Below are 16,394 nucleotides of genomic sequence, written 5' to 3' on the forward strand. Positions count from 1 at the left end.
ATGAGTGACCTAACCATCCTCGCGGCGGAGGAAGGCGGTGGGGGCCAGAGCAACTTCCTGGTCCCCAACGGCACCTTCTTCGCCGTGCTGATCATCTTCCTGATCGTGCTCGGCGTGATCGCGAAATGGGTTGTGCCGCCGATCAGCAAGGTGCTCGCGGAGCGGGAAGCGATGCTGGCCAAGACGGCAGCGGACAACCGCAAGTCGGCCGAGCAGGTCGCCGCGGCACAGGCCGATTACGACGAGGCCATGGCCGGCGCACGTGCGCAGGCGTCGTCCATCAGGGACGAGGCCCGCGCGTCGGGTCGTCAGGTTGTCGACGAAAAGCGCGCCGAAGCGAGCGGTGAGGTAGCCGAGACCGTACGCCAGGCCGATGAGCAACTGTCCGCGCAGAGCGATCAGGTGCGCGGTGGCCTCGAATCGTCCGTGGATGGACTGTCGGCCACCCTGGCCAGCCGCATCCTCGGCGTCGACGTGAAATCAGGTGGGACGCAGTAGATGTCGATATTCATCGGACAGCTGATCGGCTTCGCCGTCATCGCATTCATCATCGTGAAGTGGGTAGTGCCGCCCGTGCGGTCCCTGATGCAGAAGCAGCAGGAAGCCGTGCGCGTCGCTCTCGCTGAAAGTGCGGAGGCGTCGAAGAAACTCGCCGATGCCGACGCGATGCACGCCAAGGCGCTCGCGGATGCCAAGGCAGAGTCGGAGAAGGTCACCGACGAGGCCAAGCAGGACTCCGAGCGCATTGCCGCGCAGCTGGCCGAACAGGCCGGTACCGAAGCCGAGCGCATCAAGGCCCAAGGCGCACAACAGGTTCAGCTGATGCGCCAGCAGCTCATCCGTCAGCTGCGCTCGGGTCTCGGCGAGGAGTCGGTGGCCAAGGCCGCCGAGCTGGTGCGGGCGCACGTGTCCGATCCGCAGGCGCAGGCGGCAACGGTCGACCGCTTCCTGGCCGAGCTGGAGGAGATGGCTCCGTCCACGGTGGTGATCGACACCGCCGCCACGTCCCGGCTTCGGGCCGCCAGCCGTGAGTCGCTGGCTGTCCTGGTGGGCAAGTTCGACGAGATCGCGGGCGGTCTCGACGCGAACGGTCTGACCACGCTCGCCGACGAACTGGCATCGGTGGCCAACCTGCTGCTGTCCGAGTCGGTGCTCAACAAGCACCTGGCCGAACCGGCCGACGACGCCGCGCCCAAGGTGCGGCTGCTCGAGCGCCTGCTGAACGGCAAGGTGGGCGCCCCCGCTCTGGACGTGCTGCGGACCGCGGTGTCGCAGCGCTGGTCGACCGAGTCCAACCTGGTCGACGCAATCGAACACACCGCGCGTCTGGCTCTGCTCAAGCGGGCCGAGACCGCGGGTGAGGTCGACGAGGTGGAGGACCAGCTGTTCCGGTTCGGCCGCGTCCTCGACGCCGAGCCGCGACTGTCGGCTCTCCTGAGCGACTACACGACGCCGGCCGACGGTCGAGTTGCCTTGCTGGACAAGGTGCTCACCGGTGGCTCCGGGGTGAACGGGACCGCAGCGGCGCTGTTGACCCAGACCGTCCGACTGCTGCGCGGCGAGCGTGCCGACGAGGCCGTCATCGACCTCGCCGAGCTCGCGGTGGCACGCCGCGGTGAGGTCGTCGCCCATGTGACGGCCGCCGCCGAGCTGAGCGATGCCCAGCGCACGCGCCTCACCGAGGTGCTCAGCCGTATCTACGGCCACCCGGTGTCCGTCCAGCTGCACGTCGACCCAGAAGTCCTCGGTGGTCTGTCGATCACCGTCGGCGACGAGGTGATCGACGGCTCCATCTCGTCCCGACTAGCCGCCGCTCAGACCCGGTTGCCGGACTGAGTCGAAACTCACGAACCACCCTAAGAACAAGGTAGGAAGACGAAAAACCATGGCAGAGTTGACAATCTCGGCTGCTGATATCGAAGGTGCCATCGAGGATTACGTATCCTCGTTTTCCGCCGACACCGAGCGCGAAGAGATCGGCACCGTCGTCGACGCCGGTGACGGCATCGCCCACGTCGAGGGCCTGCCCTCGGTCATGACGCAGGAGCTGCTCGAGTTCCCAGGCGGTGTCCTGGGCGTTGCGATGAACCTCGACGAGCACAGCGTCGGCGCGGTCATCCTGGGTGAGTTCGAGAAGATCGAAGAAGGCCAGCAGGTCAAGCGCACCGGGCAGGTGCTGTCCGTGCCGGTCGGCGACGCCTTCCTCGGCCGCGTCATCAACCCGCTCGGCCAGCCGATCGACGGCCAGGGCGACATCGCCTCGGACACCCGTCGCGAGCTCGAGCTGCAGGCACCCACGGTGGTTCAGCGCCAGGGCGTCGGCGAGCCGCTGCAGACCGGCATCAAGGCCATCGACGCCATGACGCCGATCGGCCGTGGCCAGCGCCAGCTGATCATCGGCGACCGCAAGACCGGCAAGACCGCCGTCTGCGTCGACACCATCCTCAACCAGCGCAAGAATTGGGAGACCGGCGACCCGAAGCAGCAGGTGCGCTGCGTCTACGTCGCGATCGGCCAGAAGGGCACCACGATCGCCAGCGTCAAGCGCGCGCTGGAAGAGGGTGGCGCGATGGAGTACACCACCATCGTCGCCGCCCCCGCTTCCGACGCAGCTGGCTTCAAGTGGCTTGCGCCCTACACGGGTTCGGCCATCGGCCAGCACTGGATGTACGACGGCAAGCACGTCCTGATCGTGTTCGACGACCTGTCCAAGCAGGCCGACGCCTACCGCGCGATCTCGCTGCTGCTGCGCCGCCCGCCGGGCCGCGAGGCGTTCCCCGGCGACGTGTTCTACCTGCACTCGCGCCTGCTGGAGCGTTGCGCGAAGCTCTCCGACGAGCTCGGCGGCGGTTCGATGACCGGCCTGCCGATCATCGAGACCAAGGCCAACGACATCTCGGCGTTCATCCCGACCAACGTCATCTCGATCACCGACGGCCAGTGCTTCCTGGAGTCCGACCTGTTCAACCAGGGCGTGCGGCCGGCCATCAACGTCGGTGTCTCGGTGTCCCGCGTCGGTGGCGCCGCGCAGATCAAGGCGATGAAGGAGGTGGCCGGCTCGCTGCGTCTGGATCTGTCGCAGTACCGCGAGCTGGAGGCCTTCGCCGCGTTCGCCTCCGACCTGGACGCGACGTCCAAGGCTCAGCTGGACCGCGGTGTCCGCCTGGTCGAGCTGCTCAAGCAGCCGCAGTACAGCCCGATGGCGGTCGAGGACCAGGTCGTCGCGATCTTCCTCGGCACGAAGGGCCACCTGGATTCGGTTCCCGCCGAAGACGTCTCGCGTTTCGAGGCGGAGCTGCTGGAGCATGTGAAGGCCAGCCACTCCGACATCCTTGACGGGATTCGCGAGACCAAGAAGCTCTCCGAGGAGGTCGAGGAGAAGCTGGCTTCGGTCATCAACGAGTTCAAGAAGGGCTTCTCCGCATCCGACGGCAGCTCGGTGGTGGTCAACGAGGCTGACGCCGACGCGCTCAATCCCGAGGACCTGGAGAAGGAATCGGTCAAGGTCCGCAAGCCTGCTCCCAAGAAGGCCTAGGTAACAGATGGCAGCCACACTGCGCGAACTACGCGGGCGCATCCGCTCCGCCGGGTCGATCAAGAAGATCACCAAGGCCCAGGAGCTGATCGCGACGTCGCGGATCGCCAAGGCGCAGGCCCGGGTCGAGGCGGCCCGGCCCTACGCCACCGAGATCACCAACATGCTCACCGAGCTCGCGGGTGCCAGCGCGCTGGACCACCCGCTGCTCGTCGAGCGTGAAGTCCCGAAGCGGGCCGGTGTGCTGGTGGTGTCGTCGGACCGCGGCCTGTGCGGCGCCTACAACGCCAACGTGCTGCGGCGGACCGAGGAACTGTTCTCGCTCCTGCGTGACGAGGGCAAGACTCCGGTGCTGTACGTGGTCGGCCGGAAAGCGCTGGGCTACTTCAGCTTCCGGCAGCGCACGGTCACCGAGTCGTGGACCGGGTTCTCCGAGCGGCCGACGTACGAGGACGCCAAGACGATCGCTGACACCCTGGTGACCGCGTTCATGTCCGGTGCCGACGACGAAGGTGACGACGCCGGAGCCGACGGGATCCTCGGTGTCGACGAACTGCACATCGTGTTCACGGAGTTCCGCTCGATGCTGTCGCAGACCGCGGTGGCACGGCGGATCGCGCCGATGGAGGTCGAGTACGTCGGCGAGGCCGAAACCGGGCCCCACACGCTGTATTCGTTCGAGCCGGATCCAGAGACGCTGTTCGACGCGCTGCTTCCGCGCTACGTCGCGACGCGCGTCTACGCAGCGTTGCTGGAAGCCGCGGCTTCGGAGTCGGCGTCACGCCGGCGCGCGATGAAGTCGGCCACCGACAACGCCGACGATCTGATCAAGGCGCTCACGCTGGCGGCCAACCGCGAGCGTCAGGCACAGATCACCCAGGAAATCAGCGAAATCGTCGGCGGCGCCAACGCGCTCGCCGACGCCAAGTAAGCCCCGTAGGAAGCGAAGAGAGAATGACTGCTACTGCAGAAAAGACCGCGGGTCGCGTTGTCCGCATCACCGGCCCGGTGGTGGACGTCGAATTCCCGCGTGGCGCTGTGCCCGATCTGTTCAACGCGCTGCATGCCGACATCACGTTCGGTGCGCTCGCCAAGACCCTGACCCTTGAGGTCGCCCAGCACCTCGGCGACAACCTGGTGCGCTGCATCTCCATGCAGCCCACCGACGGCCTGGTGCGCGGCGTCGAGGTCAGCGACACCGGTGCCTCGATCTCCGTCCCCGTTGGTGACGGCGTCAAGGGCCACGTGTTCAACGCCCTCGGCGACTGCCTCGACGATCCGGGCTACGGCAAGGACTTCGAGCACTGGTCGATCCACCGCAAGCCGCCGGCCTTCTCGGACCTGGAGCCCCGCACCGAGATGCTGGAGACCGGTCTGAAGGTCGTCGACCTGCTGACCCCGTACGTGCGTGGCGGCAAGATCGCCCTGTTCGGTGGCGCCGGCGTGGGCAAGACGGTTCTGATCCAGGAGATGATCAACCGCATCGCCCGCAACTTCGGTGGTACCTCGGTGTTCGCCGGCGTGGGGGAGCGCACCCGTGAGGGCAACGACCTGTGGGTCGAGCTCGCCGACGCCAACGTGCTCAAGGACACCGCGCTGGTGTTCGGCCAGATGGACGAGCCGCCAGGCACCCGTATGCGCGTCGCCCTGTCTGCCCTGACCATGGCCGAGTTCTTCCGCGACGAGCAGGGCCAGGACGTGCTGCTGTTCATCGACAACATCTTCCGGTTCACCCAGGCCGGTTCCGAGGTCTCGACCCTGCTGGGCCGCATGCCTTCGGCCGTGGGTTACCAGCCGACGCTGGCCGACGAGATGGGTGAGCTGCAGGAGCGCATCACCTCGACCCGTGGTCGCTCGATCACCTCGATGCAGGCCGTCTACGTGCCCGCCGACGACTACACCGACCCGGCCCCGGCCACCACGTTCGCCCACCTGGACGCCACCACCGAGCTTTCGCGTGCGGTGTTCTCCAAGGGCATCTTCCCCGCGGTGGACCCGCTGGCCTCGTCCTCGACGATCCTCGACCCCGCGGTCGTCGGCGACGAGCACTACCGCGTCGCCCAGGAAGTCATCCGGATCCTGCAGCGCTACAAGGATCTTCAGGACATCATCGCGATCCTCGGTATCGACGAGCTCTCCGAAGAAGACAAGCAGCTGGTGCAGCGTGCGCGTCGTATCGAGCGCTTCCTGAGCCAGAACATGATGGCGGCCGAGCAGTTCACCGGTCAGCCGGGCTCGACGGTGCCGCTCAAGGAGACCATCGAGGCGTTCGACAAGCTCACCAAGGGCGACTTCGACCACCTGCCCGAGCAGGCGTTCTTCCTGATCGGTGGTCTGGACGACCTGGCGAAGAAGGCTGAAAGCCTCGGCGCCAAGCTGTGATGAGCGCGGTAGATACTCGAGTGCGAAAGGTGGTGTGACATGGCTGATTTGAACGTCGAGATCGTTGCCGTAGAGCGTGAGCTCTGGTCCGGCCCCGCCACGTTCGTCTTCACCCGGACCACCGCCGGTGAGATCGGCATCCTGCCGCGGCATATCCCGTTGGTGGCGCAGCTGGTCGACGACGCCATGGTCCGCGTCGAGCGTGAGGGTGAGGACGATCTACGTATCGCGGTCGACGGCGGCTTCCTGTCGGTGACCGAGGAGACCGTCCGGATCCTGGTGGAGAACGCACAGTTCGAATCCGAGATCGACGCTGATTCGGCCAAGCAGGATTCGGAGTCCGACGACGAGCGGACTGCAGCATGGGGCCGGGCGCGCCTGCGCGCCCTAGGCCAGATCGACTGATTGCCGATGAGCGCGTCCATGATTGCCATGGTCGCGCTCGTCGGTGTGCTCCTACTGCTGGTCATCGCGCTGTGCTACCGGCTGTGGAAATTGCGTCAGGTGGGCGGAACCGCCGCGATCCTGCGTGATTTCCCCGCGGTCGGTGGCCACGGCTGGCGGCACGGGGTGATGCGGTATCGCGGTGGGGAAGCCGGTTTCTACCGGCTCTCCAGCATCCGGTGGTGGCCGGATCGTCGGCTCAGCCGTCGCGGGTTGGAAGTGGTTTCCCGCCGCTCACCGCGCGGCGACGAATTCGACATCATGACCGACCAGATCGTCATCCTGGAATTGCGCGACACCGGCTCCGAACGCCGTCAGGGGTACGAGATCGCACTCGATCGCGGTGCGTTGACGGCGTTCACGTCCTGGCTGGAGTCACGCCCGTCACCACGGGCGCGCCGCCGGTCCTACTGACCCGCGCCGCCACCGGGCTTCCAAAGCACATCGCCGTCCGGGTTCGCTGCCCGCGACAGGATGAACAGCAGATCCGACAGCCGGTTGAGGTATTTGGCGGGCAACACGCTCACCGAGTCACCGTGCTGATCGATCGCGGCCCACGCCGACCGTTCCGCCCGGCGCGCAACCGTTCGCGCGACATGTAGGAGCGCGGACAGCGGAGTGCCGCCCGGCAGGACGAACGAGTTGAGCGCAGGCAGCTCCTCGTTGAACTCGTCGCACCACTTCTCCAGCCGGTCGATGTAGGGCTGGGAGATCCGCAGCGGCGGGTGCTCGGGATTCTCGACAACCGGGGTGGAGAGATCGGCACCGGCGTCGAACAGGTCGTTCTGGATCTGCCGCAATACCGCTGACATTTGCTGGTTCGGGCCGCCCATGGCAATCGCAACGCCGATCGCGGCGTTGGCCTCATCACAATCGGCATAGGCCGCCAGCCGCGCATCATTCTTCGAAACGCGGCTGAAATCGCTCAGCCCGGTCGTCCCATCGTCGCCGGTGCGGGTATATATGCGGGTGAGATGAACTGCCATGACTGAACCGTACCGGGCTCGGCGGCAGGCCATCTCGGGCTCGCGCGTTATCACGGAAGCGTTCTGAATCTGGGCCGAGGGCTGTCTACACTAGCCGCGTGAGCGAGCGTTTCGTGGTGACCGGCGGCAACCGGTTATCGGGCGAAGTTGCTGTCGGAGGCGCGAAGAACAGCGTGCTGAAGCTGATGGCCGCCTCGCTGCTGGCCGAGGGCACGAGCACGATCACCAACTGCCCGGACATTCTCGATGTTCCGCTGATGGCCGAGGTGCTGCGCGGGCTCGGGGCGACGGTCGAGTTGGATGGCCAGACGGTTCGGATCACCTCGCCGGATGAGCCGAAGTACGACGCCGACTTCGCCGCGGTGCGCCAGTTCCGGGCATCGGTGTGTGTGCTCGGCCCGTTGGTCGGCAGGTGCAAGAAGGCCAAGGTTGCGCTGCCGGGCGGTGATGCGATCGGCTCCCGGCCGTTGGACATGCATCAGGCCGGCCTTCGTCAGCTCGGTGCGACCTGCAATATCGAGCACGGTTGTGTGGTCGCCGAAGCCGACCATCTGCGTGGTGCCGAGATCCAGCTGGAGTTTCCGTCGGTCGGCGCCACGGAGAACATCCTGATGGCCGCCGTTCTGGCCGAAGGTGTGACGACGATCCACAATGCGGCGCGAGAGCCCGACGTCGTCGATCTGTGCGCGATGCTCAACCAGATGGGCGCACAGGTCAGCGGTGCGGGTACGTCCACCCTGACGATCACCGGCGTCGACCGGCTGTATCCGACCGAGCACCGGGTCATCGGTGACCGGATCGTCGCCGCGACGTGGGGGATAGCCGCGGCGATGACGCGCGGCGACATCTCGGTCACCGGTGTCGACCCGCAGCACCTCCAGTTGGTGTTGCACAAGCTGCACGATGCCGGCGCCACCGTGACCCAGAACGACGACGGTTTCCGCGTTGTGCAGTACGAACGCCCGAAGGCCGTGAACGTTGCGACGCTCCCGTTCCCGGGATTCCCCACCGATCTGCAGCCGATGGCGATCGGCCTGGCCTCGGTGGCGGATGGAACTTCGATGATCACCGAGAACGTGTTCGAGGCTCGGTTCCGGTTCGTCGAGGAGATGATCCGGCTTGGTGCCGACGCCAGAACCGATGGCCATCACGCCGTCGTCCGCGGGATTCCTCAGCTGTCGAGTGCCCCGGTCTGGTCGTCGGATATCCGCGCGGGCGCCGGCCTGGTGCTCGCGGGGTTGGTCGCGGACGGCGACACCGAGGTTCACGACGTGTTCCACATCGACCGGGGCTACCCGCTGTTCGTGGAGAACCTGGTGAGTTTGGGCGCCGAGATCGAGCGGGTAACCTAGGTCGAGTTGCAGCCGATTCGAGTAAAACGCCTCTGACCAGGGGATTTGACTCGCGGCGGACAGAAGTTCTAATCTAATCGAGTTGCCCCGGCAGCGGGGAGACAAAGCCGCTTGACTCTCTAACCAAGATAGTTTAAGCTGGCAGGGTTGCCCTGAAGAGGGGCAACCACAACAATCTGGTCTGTTGTTTGAGAACTCAATAGTGTGTTTGGTGGTTTTTGTTTGTTGTTTTTTGGCCACGTTCTTTTTCCCGTTTAGGGCGTGGTTGTTTTTGGATGCCAGTTTTGGTGTCTGTTGTTTGTGATCGGATTTTTCTGATTCGAATTCCACCTGGCCTTGTTTGGTTGGGTTGTTTTTGTTTGGAGAGTTTGATCCTGGCTCAGGACGAACGCTGGCGGCGTGCTTAACACATGCAAGTCGAACGGAAAGGCCCTTCGGGGTGCTCGAGTGGCGAACGGGTGAGTAACACGTGGGTGATCTGCCCTGCACTTTGGGATAAGCCTGGGAAACTGGGTCTAATACCGGATAGGACCACGGTCTGCATGGATTGTGGTGGAAAGCTTTTGCGGTGTGGGATGGGCCCGCGGCCTATCAGCTTGTTGGTGGGGTGATGGCCTACCAAGGCGACGACGGGTAGCCGGCCTGAGAGGGTGACCGGCCACACTGGGACTGAGATACGGCCCAGACTCCTACGGGAGGCAGCAGTGGGGAATATTGCACAATGGGCGCAAGCCTGATGCAGCGACGCCGCGTGAGGGATGACGGCCTTCGGGTTGTAAACCTCTTTCAGCACAGACGAAGCGCAAGTGACGGTATGTGCAGAAGAAGGACCGGCCAACTACGTGCCAGCAGCCGCGGTAATACGTAGGGTCCGAGCGTTGTCCGGAATTACTGGGCGTAAAGAGCTCGTAGGTGGTTTGTCGCGTTGTTCGTGAAAACTCACAGCTTAACTGTGGGCGTGCGGGCGATACGGGCAGACTGGAGTACTGCAGGGGAGACTGGAATTCCTGGTGTAGCGGTGGAATGCGCAGATATCAGGAGGAACACCGGTGGCGAAGGCGGGTCTCTGGGCAGTAACTGACGCTGAGGAGCGAAAGCGTGGGGAGCGAACAGGATTAGATACCCTGGTAGTCCACGCCGTAAACGGTGGGTACTAGGTGTGGGTTTCCTTCCTTGGGATCCGTGCCGTAGCTAACGCATTAAGTACCCCGCCTGGGGAGTACGGCCGCAAGGCTAAAACTCAAAGGAATTGACGGGGGCCCGCACAAGCGGCGGAGCATGTGGATTAATTCGATGCAACGCGAAGAACCTTACCTGGGTTTGACATGCACAGGACGCCGGCAGAGATGTCGGTTCCCTTGTGGCCTGTGTGCAGGTGGTGCATGGCTGTCGTCAGCTCGTGTCGTGAGATGTTGGGTTAAGTCCCGCAACGAGCGCAACCCTTGTCTCATGTTGCCAGCACGTGATGGTGGGGACTCGTGAGAGACTGCCGGGGTCAACTCGGAGGAAGGTGGGGATGACGTCAAGTCATCATGCCCCTTATGTCCAGGGCTTCACACATGCTACAATGGCCGGTACAAAGGGCTGCGATGCCGTGAGGTGGAGCGAATCCTTTCAAAGCCGGTCTCAGTTCGGATCGGGGTCTGCAACTCGACCCCGTGAAGTCGGAGTCGCTAGTAATCGCAGATCAGCAACGCTGCGGTGAATACGTTCCCGGGCCTTGTACACACCGCCCGTCACGTCATGAAAGTCGGTAACACCCGAAGCCGGTGGCCTAACCCCTTGTGGGAGGGAGCCGTCGAAGGTGGGATCGGCGATTGGGACGAAGTCGTAACAAGGTAGCCGTACCGGAAGGTGCGGCTGGATCACCTCCTTTCTAAGGAGCACCACGAAAAACATCGTCCATTGGGGATGGTGTAGCCGTGAGGAGCTGGAGCGCTGTAGTGGCGTCGGCTTGGTGCACAACAAACGTTTGAAAACTGCCAGGCACACTATTGGGCTTTGAGACAACAGGCCCGTGCCCCCTGGTGTGGGGGTGGCATCCCGGTGGGGGTGTCGGCGTGTTGTTGCCCTGCTTTGGTGGTGGGGTGTGGTGTTTGATTTGTGGATAGTGGTTGCGAGCATCTGGCACGCAAGGGTGTGGCATCGGCCTTCGGGTGGGGGTCGCGTTGTTGTGTGCGTTTGATGTGCAATTTCTTTTTGACTCATTTTTTGGTTTTGTGTTGTAAGTGTTTAAGGGCGCATGGTGGATGCCTTGGCACTGGGAGCCGATGAAGGACGTGGGAGGCTGCGATATGCCTCGGGGAGCTGTCAACCGAGCGTGGATCCGAGGATGTCCGAATGGGGAAACCCGGCACGAGTGATGTCGTGTCACCCGCTACTGAATACATAGGTAGTGGGGGGGAACGCGGGGAAGTGAAACATCTCAGTACCCGTAGGAAGAGAAAACAATTGTGATTCCGTGAGTAGTGGCGAGCGAAAGCGGAGGATGGCTAAACCGTATGCATGTGATACCGGGTAGGGGTTGTGTGTGCGGGGTTGTGGGATTCGTCTGTCCGGTTCTACCTGGCTGGAGGGCAGTGAGAAAATGTTGTGGTTAGCGGAAGTGGCTTGGGATGGCCTGCCGTAGACGGTGAGAGCCCGGTACGTGAAAACCTGACATCTGCCTTGGACGGTGTTCCCGAGTAGCAGCGGGCCCGTGGAATCTGCTGTGAATCTGCCGGGACCACCCGGTAAGCCTGAATACTTCCCAGTGACCGATAGCGGATTAGTACCGTGAGGGAATGGTGAAAAGTACCCCGGGAGGGGAGTGAAAGAGTACCTGAAACCGTGCGCTTACAATCCGTCAGAGCCTTCGACTTTGTCGTGGGGTGATGGCGTGCCTTTTGAAGAATGAGCCTGCGAGTCAGGGACATGTCGCGAGGTTAACCCGGGTGGGGTAGCCGCAGCGAAAGCGAGTCTGAATAGGGCGTATCCACACAGGAGTGTGTGGTGTAGTGGTGTGTTCTGGACCCGAAGCGGAGTGATCTACCCATGGCCAGGGTGAAGCGCGGGTAAGACCGTGTGGAGGCCCGAACCCACTTAGGTTGAAGACTGAGGGGATGAGCTGTGGGTAGGGGTGAAAGGCCAATCAAACTCCGTGATAGCTGGTTCTCCCCGAAATGCATTTAGGTGCAGCGTCGCATGTTTCTTGTTGGAGGTAGAGCTACTGGATGGCCGATGGGCCCCACAGGGTTACTGACGTCAGCCAAACTCCGAATGCCGACAAGTCCAAGAGTGTGGCAGTGAGACGGCGGGGGATAAGCTCCGTGCGTCGAGAGGGAAACAGCCCAGATCGCCGGCTAAGGCCCCTAAGCGTGTGCTAAGTGGAAAAGGATGTGCAGTCGCGAAGACAACCAGGAGGTTGGCTTAGAAGCAGCCACCCTTGAAAGAGTGCGTAATAGCTCACTGGTCAAGTGATTGTGCGCCGATAATGTAGCGGGGCTCAAGCACACCGCCGAAGCCGCGGCAACGATTTATCGTTGGGTAGGGGAGCGTCCTGCATCCGGTGAAGCAGCAGAGTGATCTAGTTGTGGAGGGTGTGGGAGTGAGAATGCAGGCATGAGTAGCGATTAGGCAAGTGAGAACCTTGCCCGCCGAAAGACCAAGGGTTCCTGGGCCAGGCCAGTCCGCCCAGGGTGAGTCGGGACCTAAGGCGAGGCCGACAGGCGTAGTCGATGGACAACGGGTTGATATTCCCGTACCCGTGTATGTGCGTCCCTGATGAATCAATCGTGCTAACCACCCAAATGGTGGCCCATCCACTCCTTCGGGAGCGGAGGGTTGCCGGCTGCGTGGGACCCCGGTTGGTAGTAGTCAAGCGATGGGGTGACGCAGGAAGGTAGCCGTACCAGTCAGTGGTAATACTGGGGCAAGCCTGTAGGGAGAAACCTAGGCAAATCCGGGTTTCACATATCCTGAGAGGTGATGCATAGCCGAGTGAGGCGAATTCGGTGATCCTATGCTGCCGAGAAAAGCCTCTAGCGAGGACATACACGGCCCGTACCCCAAACCAACACAGGTGGTCAGGTAGAGAATACTAAGGCGTACGAGTGAACTATGGTTAAGGAACTCGGCAAAATGCCCCCGTAACTTCGGGAGAAGGGGGACCCACATGGCGTGATCCATCCTTGCGGTGGTGAGCGTGAGTGGGTGGCACAAACCAGTGAGAAGCGACTGTTTACTAAAAACACAGGTCCGTGCGAAGTCGCAAGACGAGGTATACGGACTGACGCCTGCCCGGTGCTGGAAGGTTAAGAGGACCCGTTAACCCCTCGGGGTGAAGCGGAGAATTTAAGCCCCAGTAAACGGCGGTGGTAACTATAACCATCCTAAGGTAGCGAAATTCCTTGTCGGGTAAGTTCCGACCTGCACGAATGGCGTAACGACTTCTCAACTGTCTCAACCATAGACTCGGCGAAATTGCACTACGAGTAAAGATGCTCGTTACGCGCGGCAGGACGAAAAGACCCCGGGACCTTCACTACAACTTGGTATTGGTGCTCGATACGGTTTGTGTAGGATAGGTGGGAGACTGTGAAGCAGCCACGCCAGTGGTTGTGGAGTCGTTGTTGAAATACCACTCTGATCGTATTGGGCCTCTAACCTCGAACCCTGAACCGGGTTCAGGGACAGTGCCTGGCGGGTAGTTTAACTGGGGCGGTTGCCTCCCAAAATGTAACGGAGGCGCCCAAAGGTTCCCTCAACCTGGACGGCAATCAGGTGTTGAGTGTAAGTGCACAAGGGAGCTTGACTGCGAGACGTACATGTCGAGCAGGGACGAAAGTCGGGACTAGTGATCCGGCACCTCTGAGTGGAAGGGGTGTCGCTCAACGGATAAAAGGTACCCCGGGGATAACAGGCTGATCTTCCCCAAGAGTCCATATCGACGGGATGGTTTGGCACCTCGATGTCGGCTCGTCGCATCCTGGGGCTGGAGCAGGTCCCAAGGGTTGGGCTGTTCGCCCATTAAAGCGGCACGCGAGCTGGGTTTAGAACGTCGTGAGACAGTTCGGTCTCTATCCGCCGCGCGCGTCAGAAGCTTGAGGAAATCTGTCCCTAGTACGAGAGGACCGGGACGGACGAACCTCTGGTCTACCAGTTGTTCCACCAGGAGCACCGCTGGATAGCCACGTTCGGACAGGATAACCGCTGAAAGCATCTAAGCGGGAAACCCCCTCCAAGACCAGGCTTCTCACCCTTTTAGAGGGATAAGGCCCCCCGCAGACCACGGGATCGATAGACCAGACCTACACACTTAGCAATAAGTTCAGGGAACTGGCACTAACCGGCCGAAAACTTACAACACCCCACACCCGTGGGGAAACATGTAAACCAAAATAATGCTGACGCACTCGCAACCACACATCCACGGATGATCAAACCGATCACCCCACCACCAAAACACACCATAGATTTGCACTCAGAAACGAGTGAATAGAGTTACGGCGGTCCATAGCGGCAGGGAAACGCCCGGTCCCATCCCGAACCCGGAAGCTAAGCCTGCCAGCGCCGATGATACTACCCACACGGGTGGAAAAGTAGGACACCGCCGAACACAAATTAGTCCTGAGCCCCCCAATTCCGATTGGGGGGCTCAGGCATTTGTGCGCTCAACGCATTTTCAGTTGAAGAGCGCCGGCCTCATGCGGCTTCTCTCCAATTCCAGTAGTGCTCTTTTGCGCTCCAGGCCGCCGCCGTAACCGGTGAGACTGCCGTTCGCGCCGATGACTCGATGGCAGGGCACGATTATGCCGATCGGGTTATGACCGTTGGCCAAGCCGACCGCCCGAAATGCACCGGGCGATCCGATTTCGCGTGCGATATCGCCATATGTACACGTCTCGCCGTACGGAATGCTCTGCAGCGCATTCCAGACCCGGCGCTGAAATGGCGTCCCGAGCATTTCGAGCTCGAGGACGAACTCCGTCCGTTCGCCAGCGAAGTAGGCGGCTAACTGTTCGACCGCCTCGGGAAAAGCGGACTCGTCGGGTGCCCACCCGTCGCGGCTGGGTTCGTAGGTTTGATCGACCATTCGCAGGTGCATCAACCGTCCGTCCCGGCCGGCCAAGGTCAACGGTCCGACTGGGCTGTCCACCGTGCGGTACTGCAGCGTTGTCATCATTCTCCTTCTACCGGTTCGCATTCGGTGGCCAGTGGTTGACCGCGTGGTCCAGCGTCGTCCACAGGTGTTGCGTGGCGTATGCGCGCCACGGCCGCCACCGGGTGCTGTGCGCGATCAATGCGCCAGGTTCGGTTGGCAGGCCAAGCTGTTCCGCGGCCAGCTTGACCCCGAGATCCGTCGCCGGGAAGGCGTCGGGGTCACCCAGCCCGCGCAGGGCGATCACTTCCGCGGTCCACGGGCCCACACCCGGTAATGCCAGAAGCTGTTCGCGCGCACGATGCCAGTCGCATCCCGGATCGAGGACGAGTGCGTCCTCGGCCAGCGCGCTCACCATGGCGCGAACCGTCCGCTTCCGCGACTCCGGCATCGCCAGGTGACTCGGGTCGACCTCGGCCAGATCCGCGACGCTCGGAAATACGTGCGTCAGGCCGCCCTGTTCATCGCGGACGGCAGACCCGTAGGCGGCGGCGAGCCGCCCAGCGTGAGTGCGGGCAGCTTTGATCGATACCTGCTGACCGATCACGACCCGAAGGGCGAGCTCGGCTTCGTCGACGGTCCGGGGGATACGTTGGCCGGGCGCCTTGGCGACCACGGCGCTGAGATCGGTGTCGGCTCCGAGCGCGTCGACGACGGCTTCGGGGTCGGCATCAAGGTCGAGTAGCCGCCGGCAGCGCGCGATCGCGGCGGACAAATCGCGAAAGTCGTCGAGCACGAGCTGGCAGCGGACATGGTCGGGCTGCGGCTCCAGCCCGACGATGCCGTTGCCGTGGGGTAGGCGCAATGTGCGGCGGTAGATACCGTCGCGGACTTCCTCTACGCCGGGCACGGCACTGGCAGCCAAATGACCGAACAGGCCTTCGTAGGCGAACGGACTGCGAACCGGCAGCCGCAGCGACAGCATGCCCGGGGATGCGGTGTCGTCCATGGCGATCCGGGTTCGCGCGCGGCGACGCAGCTCCGACGGCGGCATATCGCACACGGCTCGGATGGTGTCGTTGAACTGGCGGATCGAGGCGAAGCCCGCGGCGAAAGCCACGTCGCCGAACGGCAATTCGGTGGTCTCGATCAACACGCGGGCGGTTTGGCTGCGCTGGGCCCGGGCCAGCGCGAGCGGGTTGGCGCCCAGCTCGGCCTGCAAGATCCGCTGCAGCTGGCGGGTGGTGTATCCCACCCGGGCGGCCAGGCCGGTGACGCCTTCGCGGTCGACCGTGCCGTCGGCGATCAGGCGCATGCACCGGGCGACGACATCGCCGCGCATGTTCCATTCGGGAGATCCAGGCGATGCGTCGGGTCGGCATCGCTTGCAGGCCCGGAAACCAGCCGCCTGCGCGGCCGCGGCCGTCGGATAGAACCGCATGTTCTTCGCGAACGGCGGCCGTACCGGGCAGCTGGGCCGGCAGTAGATGCCGGTGGTGAGCACGGCGGTCACAAACCAGCCGTCGAACCGCGCGTCCTTCGACTGGACGGCGCGGTAACAGCGGTCGAAATCCTCGTGCATACGTCCACGTTTACACGGATGCACCGACATCACT

The 16,394-nt window shown here is 63.0% G+C and carries 11 protein-coding genes and 3 rRNA genes; 11 read left to right on the plus strand and 3 right to left on the minus strand.

The genetic code is table 11. The annotated features are described in order from the left end of the window. The 7 genes from ACOI2T_RS10450 to ACOI2T_RS10480 are packed head-to-tail and all read left to right on the plus strand — an operon-like array spanning position 1 to position 6,775. Positions 1-498, plus strand: coding sequence for a F0F1 ATP synthase subunit B (locus ACOI2T_RS10450; protein ID WP_067858644.1), 498 nt, complete (start codon positions 1-3; stop codon positions 496-498). Beyond that, positions 499-1,836, plus strand: a complete 1,338-nt coding sequence (locus tag ACOI2T_RS10455) for a F0F1 ATP synthase subunit B/delta (protein WP_409506445.1) — start codon at positions 499-501, stop codon at positions 1,834-1,836. 49 nt (positions 1,837-1,885) lie between these two features. Then, positions 1,886-3,535, plus strand: coding sequence for a F0F1 ATP synthase subunit alpha (gene atpA, locus ACOI2T_RS10460; RefSeq protein ID WP_085145947.1), 1,650 nt, complete (start codon positions 1,886-1,888; stop codon positions 3,533-3,535). Positions 3,536-3,542: 7 nt separating this feature from the next. Continuing rightward, positions 3,543-4,466, plus strand: coding sequence for a F0F1 ATP synthase subunit gamma (locus ACOI2T_RS10465; protein WP_409506446.1), 924 nt, complete (start codon positions 3,543-3,545; stop codon positions 4,464-4,466). Between the two features lie 23 nt (positions 4,467-4,489). Then, positions 4,490-5,917, plus strand: coding sequence for a F0F1 ATP synthase subunit beta (gene atpD / locus ACOI2T_RS10470; protein ID WP_067858632.1), 1,428 nt, complete (start codon positions 4,490-4,492; stop codon positions 5,915-5,917). Positions 5,918-5,956: 39 nt separating this feature from the next. Then, complete coding sequence (locus ACOI2T_RS10475; protein ID WP_067858629.1) at positions 5,957-6,322, plus strand: F0F1 ATP synthase subunit epsilon; 366 nt, start codon at positions 5,957-5,959, stop codon at positions 6,320-6,322. A 6-nt stretch (positions 6,323-6,328) separates the two neighbouring features. Beyond that, positions 6,329-6,775 carry a DUF2550 domain-containing protein gene (locus ACOI2T_RS10480; protein WP_067858626.1) on the plus strand — a complete coding sequence of 149 codons (447 nt, stop codon included), beginning with the start codon at positions 6,329-6,331 and terminating at the stop codon, positions 6,773-6,775. Here ACOI2T_RS10480 and ACOI2T_RS10485 read toward each other — a convergent pair. Further along, on the minus strand, positions 6,769-7,347 hold the full coding sequence (locus tag ACOI2T_RS10485) for a cob(I)yrinic acid a,c-diamide adenosyltransferase (RefSeq protein ID WP_409506447.1): 579 nt from the start codon (positions 7,345-7,347) through the stop codon (positions 6,769-6,771). The genes ACOI2T_RS10480 and ACOI2T_RS10485 overlap by 7 nt on opposite strands. 98 nt (positions 7,348-7,445) lie before the next feature. Between ACOI2T_RS10485 and murA the strand changes: the two genes are divergently transcribed. From murA to rrf, 4 genes are all read left to right on the plus strand, one after another. Next, positions 7,446-8,699, plus strand: a complete 1,254-nt coding sequence (murA, locus tag ACOI2T_RS10490) for a UDP-N-acetylglucosamine 1-carboxyvinyltransferase (RefSeq protein WP_067858620.1) — start codon at positions 7,446-7,448, stop codon at positions 8,697-8,699. 356 nt (positions 8,700-9,055) lie between these two features. Then, positions 9,056-10,575, plus strand: a 16S ribosomal RNA gene (locus ACOI2T_RS10495). Positions 10,576-10,921: 346 nt separating this feature from the next. Then, positions 10,922-14,045 (plus strand): 23S ribosomal RNA (locus tag ACOI2T_RS10500). Between the two features lie 136 nt (positions 14,046-14,181). Continuing rightward, positions 14,182-14,295: ribosomal RNA gene (rrf, locus tag ACOI2T_RS10505) — 5S ribosomal RNA — on the plus strand. Together the 16S, 23S and 5S rRNA genes form the textbook arrangement of a ribosomal RNA operon. A gap of 66 nt (positions 14,296-14,361) precedes the next feature. Here rrf and ACOI2T_RS10510 read toward each other — a convergent pair. Next, positions 14,362-14,859: a methylated-DNA--[protein]-cysteine S-methyltransferase gene (locus ACOI2T_RS10510; RefSeq protein ID WP_409501167.1), complete on the minus strand. Its 498-nt coding sequence runs from the start codon at positions 14,857-14,859 to the stop codon at positions 14,362-14,364. 10 nt (positions 14,860-14,869) lie between these two features. Then, positions 14,870-16,360 (minus strand): AlkA N-terminal domain-containing protein, encoded by a 1,491-nt coding sequence (locus ACOI2T_RS10515; protein ID WP_409501168.1) that lies wholly within the window; start codon positions 16,358-16,360, stop codon positions 14,870-14,872. Positions 16,361-16,394 lie beyond the last annotated feature (34 nt).

This window comes from Mycolicibacterium wolinskyi str. Jessa 2025, assembly GCF_049241375.1.
In the GTDB taxonomy this organism is placed as follows: domain Bacteria; phylum Actinomycetota; class Actinomycetes; order Mycobacteriales; family Mycobacteriaceae; genus Mycobacterium; species Mycobacterium wolinskyi.

Excerpts from the sequence above, each read along its gene's own strand:
- ACOI2T_RS10475 (WP_067858629.1), top strand. The coding sequence starts at position 5,957 with ATGGCTGATTTGAACGTCGAGATCGTTGCCGTAGAGCGTGAGCTCTGG.
- ACOI2T_RS10480 (WP_067858626.1), top strand. The coding sequence starts at position 6,329 with ATGAGCGCGTCCATGATTGCCATGGTCGCGCTCGTCGGTGTGCTCCTA.
- ACOI2T_RS10465 (WP_409506446.1), top strand. The coding sequence starts at position 3,543 with ATGGCAGCCACACTGCGCGAACTACGCGGGCGCATCCGCTCCGCCGGG.
- atpD (WP_067858632.1), top strand. The coding sequence starts at position 4,490 with ATGACTGCTACTGCAGAAAAGACCGCGGGTCGCGTTGTCCGCATCACC.
- ACOI2T_RS10510 (WP_409501167.1), bottom strand. The coding sequence starts at position 14,859 with ATGACAACGCTGCAGTACCGCACGGTGGACAGCCCAGTCGGACCGTTG.
- atpA (WP_085145947.1), top strand. The coding sequence starts at position 1,886 with ATGGCAGAGTTGACAATCTCGGCTGCTGATATCGAAGGTGCCATCGAG.
- ACOI2T_RS10485 (WP_409506447.1), bottom strand. The coding sequence starts at position 7,347 with ATGGCAGTTCATCTCACCCGCATATATACCCGCACCGGCGACGATGGG.
- ACOI2T_RS10515 (WP_409501168.1), bottom strand. The coding sequence starts at position 16,360 with ATGCACGAGGATTTCGACCGCTGTTACCGCGCCGTCCAGTCGAAGGAC.
- ACOI2T_RS10450 (WP_067858644.1), top strand. The coding sequence starts at position 1 with ATGAGTGACCTAACCATCCTCGCGGCGGAGGAAGGCGGTGGGGGCCAG.
- ACOI2T_RS10455 (WP_409506445.1), top strand. The coding sequence starts at position 499 with ATGTCGATATTCATCGGACAGCTGATCGGCTTCGCCGTCATCGCATTC.